General features: G+C 69.2%; 6 protein-coding genes and 2 pseudogenes. 4 read left to right on the forward strand and 4 right to left on the reverse strand.

The window, feature by feature from the left end; genetic code table 11:
• Positions 1-341 precede the first annotated feature (341 nt).
• Positions 342-641, forward strand: coding sequence for a hypothetical protein (locus tag VXC91_RS41435; RefSeq protein WP_329512529.1), 300 nt, complete (start codon positions 342-344; stop codon positions 639-641).
• 68 nt (positions 642-709) lie between these two features.
• Here VXC91_RS41435 and VXC91_RS41440 read toward each other — a convergent pair whose 3' ends face one another.
• Entirely contained in the window at positions 710-1594 is an 885-nt protein-coding gene (locus VXC91_RS41440) for an AraC family transcriptional regulator (RefSeq protein ID WP_329512530.1), read from the reverse strand.
• 87 nt (positions 1595-1681) lie between these two features.
• Here VXC91_RS41440 and VXC91_RS41445 point away from each other — a divergent pair, with 87 nt between their 5' ends.
• Positions 1682-2692 carry an aldo/keto reductase gene (locus tag VXC91_RS41445; protein WP_329512531.1) on the forward strand — a complete coding sequence of 337 codons (1011 nt, stop codon included), beginning with the start codon at positions 1682-1684 and terminating at the stop codon, positions 2690-2692.
• Between the two features lie 28 nt (positions 2693-2720).
• Here VXC91_RS41445 and VXC91_RS41450 read toward each other — a convergent pair.
• A pseudogene (locus VXC91_RS41450) lies at positions 2721-3103 on the reverse strand (Tn3 family transposase).
• Positions 3104-3439: 336 nt separating this feature from the next.
• Positions 3440-4072, reverse strand: a complete 633-nt coding sequence (locus VXC91_RS41460) for a CGNR zinc finger domain-containing protein (RefSeq protein ID WP_329512533.1) — start codon at positions 4070-4072, stop codon at positions 3440-3442.
• A gap of 156 nt (positions 4073-4228) precedes the next feature.
• Here VXC91_RS41460 and VXC91_RS41465 point away from each other — a divergent pair, with 156 nt between their 5' ends.
• Both VXC91_RS41465 and VXC91_RS41470 read left to right on the forward strand, forming a co-directional pair.
• A complete protein-coding gene (locus VXC91_RS41465; protein ID WP_329512534.1) occupies positions 4229-4690 on the forward strand; it encodes a hypothetical protein in 462 nt (153 codons plus the stop codon).
• Positions 4681-5613, forward strand: a complete 933-nt coding sequence (locus VXC91_RS41470; RefSeq protein ID WP_329512535.1) for a 2-dehydropantoate 2-reductase — start codon at positions 4681-4683, stop codon at positions 5611-5613. The genes VXC91_RS41465 and VXC91_RS41470 overlap by 10 nt, the downstream gene beginning before the upstream one ends.
• Here the strand turns inward: VXC91_RS41470 and VXC91_RS41475 are convergent.
• A pseudogene (locus tag VXC91_RS41475) lies at positions 5580-5972 on the reverse strand (transposase); the annotation flags it as partial. The gene VXC91_RS41470 and the pseudogene VXC91_RS41475 sit on opposite strands and share 34 nt — an antisense overlap.

A 5972-nucleotide genomic window follows, 5' to 3' on the forward strand; every position in this document is an offset into this window, starting at 1 on the left:
ACGGCCGGCCGGGCCGGGTCCGATTTCCGGCCGCCCTTCTCGGCCCACGGGATGCCGGTGTATGACTCCGGCAGCTGGGAGCGGAATTCGGTGGCGGCAGCCGTTGGGGCTCACGAAGATTCCCGATCGCCGTACCGAGGGGAGAGCCGCGCAGCTGAGCGAACGCGCGCTCTACCACTCGGCGTTGGGTGCCTGGTCCGGAGCCGTGGTCGGTGCGCCCGTCGTGCGTGGAAACAGCAGGGGCAGTTCTGTCCCCACGAAACCACCCTGCGAGTGGCCGATGAACGGTATGTCCGGCGCCCACAGTGCTGTTTCGGTCCCTGGGCGATGCCCAGGTCCGCATGACCCTGCCGGGTCGCGAGCACCGCCTGAACCGCGCGTTCCATGCCGGTCTGCGGGCGCGGCAGGAAACTGACCAGCCCGTGGTTGATGGCGCGGACCAGTTGGGAGCGGCTGATCGAGTCGGCCACCAGGACGACCGCCGGTGTGGCACCCGCGGCCTCCTGGGTGAGGCGCTCCATCGAGGCCAATGGTTCGTTCGGCGGCGCCGTGGCGACAACGTCCGCCGCTCCTTCAAGCCCTCGTCCGAGGCCCTCGCCGAGGTCACCAGCCTGCTCGCCCCTGGTGGTGTCCGGCGCTGAGCTCTCGCCGCTTCGCCAGCGGCCCGATAGTGACATCGCGACGTATTCGGAAAGTGGCCGTCGGCAGATCAGCGCCGTGCGGAAGCCTGGGTCGGGCGGGAACGGAGCCGGGCCGCGTCTTGTCCCGGCGGCCGGCCGTAGGCGCTGCGGTACTCGCGGTTGAACTGGGTGGGGCTCACATATCCGACAGCATGGGCGACTTGGGCCGCAGTGCTGTCGCCTGCCGCCAGGCGTCGGCGGGCTTCCTGGAGTCGTAGCTGCTTTTGGTACTTCAGGGGGCTCATGCCGGTAGTGGCCTTGAAGTGGCGGTGCAGGCTGGCGGGGCTCATGCGCGCTTCGCTGGCGATCATGTCGACACTGATCGGCTTCGTGTAGTGCTCGCGGATCCACCTGGCGACGTCCCGGACCCGGCTCGTGGTGGAGTCGACCAGGGACCACTGGCGCAGGATGGGCCCCAGGGAACTGCCCAGGAGCCGGTAGAGGATCTCGCTCTCGTGCCGGGGGGCGAGAAGACGGATGTCCCCGGGGGCGTCGAGGAGTTCGACCCAGCGGGTGACGGCGTCCAGGAGTTCCGGCGTCATAGGGGCTTTGAGGTGGCCCGCCGTCGCCGGTGCGCCGACCGGGGCGGTGCCATCCATCTCGACGATCAGGTCGGCGATCGACGGGCCGTGCAGGTGAAGTACGGCGGAGCGGTAGGGCACGGTCTCCAGGCTGACATCGACGGGCAGGTCGATCGTGGTGAGGAGCATTTCACCCGCGGGGGCGACAAGGCTGAGGTCTCCTGCCGTGGTGCGCTTCGCACCGGCGGCGACGAAGCAGACCATCGGCTCGTAGAGCTGCCCGCTGGGCTCGACGGGCTCGCCGACCGAGATCAGGGAGAGCCGGGGAACCTTCGTGTCCGATGTCGTACCCGGGCAGTGCCGGTCGATGGCCGCAGCCAGCCGGTCCAGCATGACGAACCTCCTTTCTGAGAGGATCAGGCAATTGTATGCGCGAGCTGCCCCATGTTTTCCCTGCAGCTCGTTCCTACGGTTGAGGGCATGGCACAGAACACACCGAACCTCCCGCTCCGCACACTGGGCGGCCAGGGCCTCCAGGCTGGCGCGATCGGCCTGGGCACCATGGGCATGACCGTCGCCTACGGCGCCCCGGACGAGCAGGGCGGCATCGCCACCATCCGCCGCGCCCACGAGCTCGGCGTGACGCTCCTCGACACCGCCGAGATCTATGGCCTGGGCACAGGCAGCAGTGAGCAGCTGCTTGGCCGCGCGGTGAAGGGCTTCCGCGACGAGGTCCTCCTCGCCACCAAGTTCGGCTACGACCTGAGCGATCCGGCCAAGCTCTGGAACGCGCTCGACAGTCGGCCCGAACACATCCGCGAGGTCACCGAGAACAGCCTCCGCCACCTCGGCACCGACTACATCGACGTGCTCTACCAGCACCGTGTCGACCCCGACGTGCCCATCGAGGAGGTGGCAGGCGCGGTCGGCAAGCTGATCGCGGAAGGCAAGGTACGGTACTTCGGGCTGAGTGAAGCCGGGCCCGACACCATCCGCCGGGCCCACGCCGCCTTCCCGGTATCTGTCCTGCAGACCGAGTACTCGGTTTTCGAACGGGCCGTGGAAACGGACGTCCTGCCGGTGGTCCGGGAGCTGGGCATCGGCTTCGTGCCCTATTCACCGCTCGGCCGCGGCTTCCTCACCAGCGCCGTCAAGCCCGCTGCCGACTACCCGGCCGATGACATGCGCCGCCACGACGACCGGTGGCAGCCCGGCAACTACGAGAAGAACGCCGCCGCCGTCCGGGACCTCGCCGCGCTCGCCGACAGCAAGGGCATCGCGGTCACCCAACTGGCCCTCGCCTGGCTGCTCGCCCAGGGTGACCACATCGTCCCCATCCCGGGCACGCGCAGCCCGCACCGCCTGGCGGAGAACGTCGCCTCCGCCCAGGTCACCCTCACCGTCGATGACCTCGCCCGCATCAAGGAGATCCTCCCGCACGGCGCGGCCGGCTCTCGCTACAACGAAGCGATCATGCCGGAGTGGCACTGATTGATGCGGCCTCCGAGGTAGGCGCCGCTCACTCCTGATCCTCTCGGCCCTGGACCCGCAGCGGCGGTAGGCCGCCGGGCATCTCGGGCAGGAGGAACGAGTAGCGGCCGAGCATGTTGACGTGGTGCCGCACGAACGGGGAGAGGGGGGCGACGTCCTGCTCGCGCACGTCGAAGCCGTCGGCGCGCAAGGTGGACACGGCGGCGTCCATGTAGCGGGTGTTGAACAGCACCAGGGCGTTGAGGACCAGGCCGAGCGCGCCGATCTGGTCCTCCATGCCCTCCTGGTAGTGCTGGTAGAGCTGCCGACACGCCCGTGGAAGATCTTCCGGGTGAGGGCATGGCGGCCCTCCTGCAGGTTGGCCTGGGCTTTGATCTGCCGCCGGTAGGAGGGCTCGTCGGCCAGGCGCAGGAGACAACACGCACCTCGTCACTGGGTCGGCGTGCACCACAGCCACGAGCCCGCCTCCTGATCATGCTGCTCGGCAGGCCGTAGCGGGAGCCGGTACGTGGGTCAGGCCAGTTGCTCATGGCTGAACCGATCAACGATCGACGCCGGCGCGGATGAAGGTGCCGCGCTGACCGGCCGACTGTTCCACGTCCTCGTCACAGCGGAAGGGCCAGGCGGCTTTCCCAATGCCGACCTACGCTCCCGAACTCAACGCCACTGAGGTCACCTGCTCCGGGGTGAAGCGCGGCATCGTCAACCTTGCCGCTGCCGACTTCCGGGGGGAGGTCACCTGCACCGTCAGGGCAGCGCGGAAGCAGCGGTCTCCTCGCGGTGGCGGCGGTGCCTGGCAGCCTTGGCGCTGTTGCCGCAGCGCTGCATCGAGCACCACCTCCGGGGTCTTCCCTGTGCGGCGTCGAGGTAGATCATCCGGCAGAGTTCGGCATCGCATGTGCGCACGTGCTGCCGTCGCGCAGGATCCGACAGCAGCGTGATGAGGTCCCGTGCGATCAACGAGAGCAGGGCCGGAGCCGAGAGGCCGGCATCACCCGCCGTGGCGGGGAGGCCGTCGCCACCCACCTCGAGGCGAGGGGCCGGCGGATTGACTCGGGCCAGCCGGTTGAGGAGCCGCACCGATTCCCTTCGGGGGGCTTGACCTCGGAGATATCCGGCCGCGACGTCGTACGCACAGGCCCGCAGTTCATGAAGGGCGGTGAGCAGCCTCCCCATGTCCTCTTCCGGGTGCACGGTCAGCCCCACCCCCTCGCACCAGGACCTGAGCCGCTCGATGTCGCCCATGCGTTCGATCGGTGTGCTCGGGCGCCGCCCGACCGTGGCGATGAGGTTCAGCGAGAGGGAGCCGGCGTCGAAGCGCAGTTCACGCAACCGTGTCGTGATCCGGGTGCGGCGGCCGTCCTGTGCTGCTTCGGTCATGCAGTTATAGTAACTCTGTAGGGGGTTACTAAGGGGCGAGAAATGAACCGTGGATGCGCGTCGCCCTGGCGATGTTCGTCGTGGGTTGGGAGAGCCAACGCGTTCTCCCCGCTCCTCCTGGTCCACCGGCGCGGGGGAGCGGTCTCGGAGTCCGTGGTGACCATGGCGTTCGCGGCCCACGTGATCGGCCTCGTCCCTGCGCCGCCGCTCGCCGTCCCGATCGCACGTCGATACGGACGCCCCGGAACGATGCGGGCGGTCCTCGGCCGCTCCGCCACCGCATCGCTGATCCCGCTGGCCGGGGGCGACCGCATCTGGGCCCTGGCGCTCGGACGACTGCGCGCAGGCATCGCCTGCCCGGGGTTTGCTGCCCGCTACCTCGTGACCCCGGTGAGGCACTGGGTGCCACCGGCGGTGTTCCTGCTCTGCGTCGCCGTCGTCGTCGCCGCGCTGATCCCGGCGACGGCCCCGGTACGCGATGCGGAATCCGGCGAGTGGCCCCCGGCGAAGCGCGGCCGGAGCGCTCCGCACGGAGCGAACGGTCCTGCCGGGACCGATACGGCCCGGCGTGAATCACACCCATGTCCCGCACAGGAAAGGAACACGTCATGCGCATAGCCGTCGTAGGGGCGGGCGGTGTCGGGGGCTACTTCGGCGCCCGCCTCGCCGCGGGAGGCCACGAGGTCACGTTCGTCGCCCGGGGCCGGCACCTGGAGGCGATACGGGATCGCGGACTCCTGGTACGCAGCCCGCTGGGCGACCTCAAGGTTCCCGCGACCTCGGTCGTGGCGACCATTGCCGAACTGGGCCCCGCCGATGTGGTACTCGTCGCCGTGAAACTGTGGGACACCGAGGATGTCGCTGCCCAGCTGCGTGACGTGGTGAACGAGGGGACCCGCGTCATCTCGCTGCAGAACGGTGTCCGCAAGGACGCCGTTCTGCGCCGGTACCTGCCCGCGCAGAATGTGTGGGGCGGCGTCTGCTACATCTCCGCCGTCATCGAGGAACCGGGGGTCGTCGCCCACCGTGGCGCGATGCAGAAGGTGGTCTTCGGCCCCTACGATGACGCGGACACCCAGCGTGCCGGAGGCTTCCTCGAGGCATGCGTCTCCTCCGGCATCGAGGCGGAACTCAGCTCGGACATCGAACGGGTCATCTGGGAGAAGTTCGTCTTCCTGGTGGGACTCTCGGCGACGACCAGTGCCGTGCGTCAGCCCGTCGGGGTGATCCGCTCCGACGCCCGTGCCCGGGAACTACTGCACGACGTGATGGCGGAGGCTGTGAACGTCGGCCGCGCCGCCGGGGTGAGGCTCGACCCGGATTTCGCCGACGAGCGGCTGGCCTTCTACGACACCCTGCCGCCCGCGATGACGTCCTCGATGCATCATGACCTGATGCAGGGCAACCGGCTGGAACTGCCCTGGCTGAGCGGCAGTGTCGTCGACCTCGGCCGCGAGCTCGGAATCCCCACACCCCGCAACCAGACGATCGCCGACGTCCTCGCCCCCTACGAGCTGGGCCGGCCCGATCCGGACCGCTGAACCGCACCGCGGGGTGCAGTGATCGCGCGCCAGCGGGCCTGGGCGGACACTGCCGGCTTGAACGCCATTGCGAGTGCGGCTGCCGGGCTGCCCGCGCCGCGGTGACCTTGGTCCGGAGCTTGACCGTGGAGAAGGTCGGCTCGATCGGATTCGTGGTGCGCAGGCGGATCCAGTGCTCGGCGGGCAACGCGTAGAACGCGACAGCTCGTCGACGTCGTCGGTGACCTTCTTCACGGCCTGGCCTTGGGCCGGTTCGTCCCCTCACACGCCCTCTCAAATGCCTTGATCGCTCTTTCGGCGTGGTTTTCCGCGGCCGTGCCCCAAACCGAGGGCTGATGCCGATCGGTGTGTTGCTCAGG

The organism is Streptomyces chiangmaiensis (assembly GCF_036281785.1).
Taxonomy (GTDB): Bacteria; Actinomycetota; Actinomycetes; order Streptomycetales; family Streptomycetaceae; genus Streptomyces; species Streptomyces chiangmaiensis.

Bases quoted from the DNA above. Each gene is read 5' to 3' on its own strand.
- VXC91_RS41435 (WP_329512529.1), top strand. From the start codon at position 342: ATGACCCTGCCGGGTCGCGAGCACCGCCTGAACCGCGCGTTCCATGCC.
- VXC91_RS41440 (WP_329512530.1), bottom strand. From the start codon at position 1,594: ATGCTGGACCGGCTGGCTGCGGCCATCGACCGGCACTGCCCGGGTACG.
- VXC91_RS41445 (WP_329512531.1), top strand. From the start codon at position 1,682: ATGGCACAGAACACACCGAACCTCCCGCTCCGCACACTGGGCGGCCAG.
- VXC91_RS41460 (WP_329512533.1), bottom strand. From the start codon at position 4,072: ATGACCGAAGCAGCACAGGACGGCCGCCGCACCCGGATCACGACACGG.
- VXC91_RS41470 (WP_329512535.1), top strand. From the start codon at position 4,681: ATGCGCATAGCCGTCGTAGGGGCGGGCGGTGTCGGGGGCTACTTCGGC.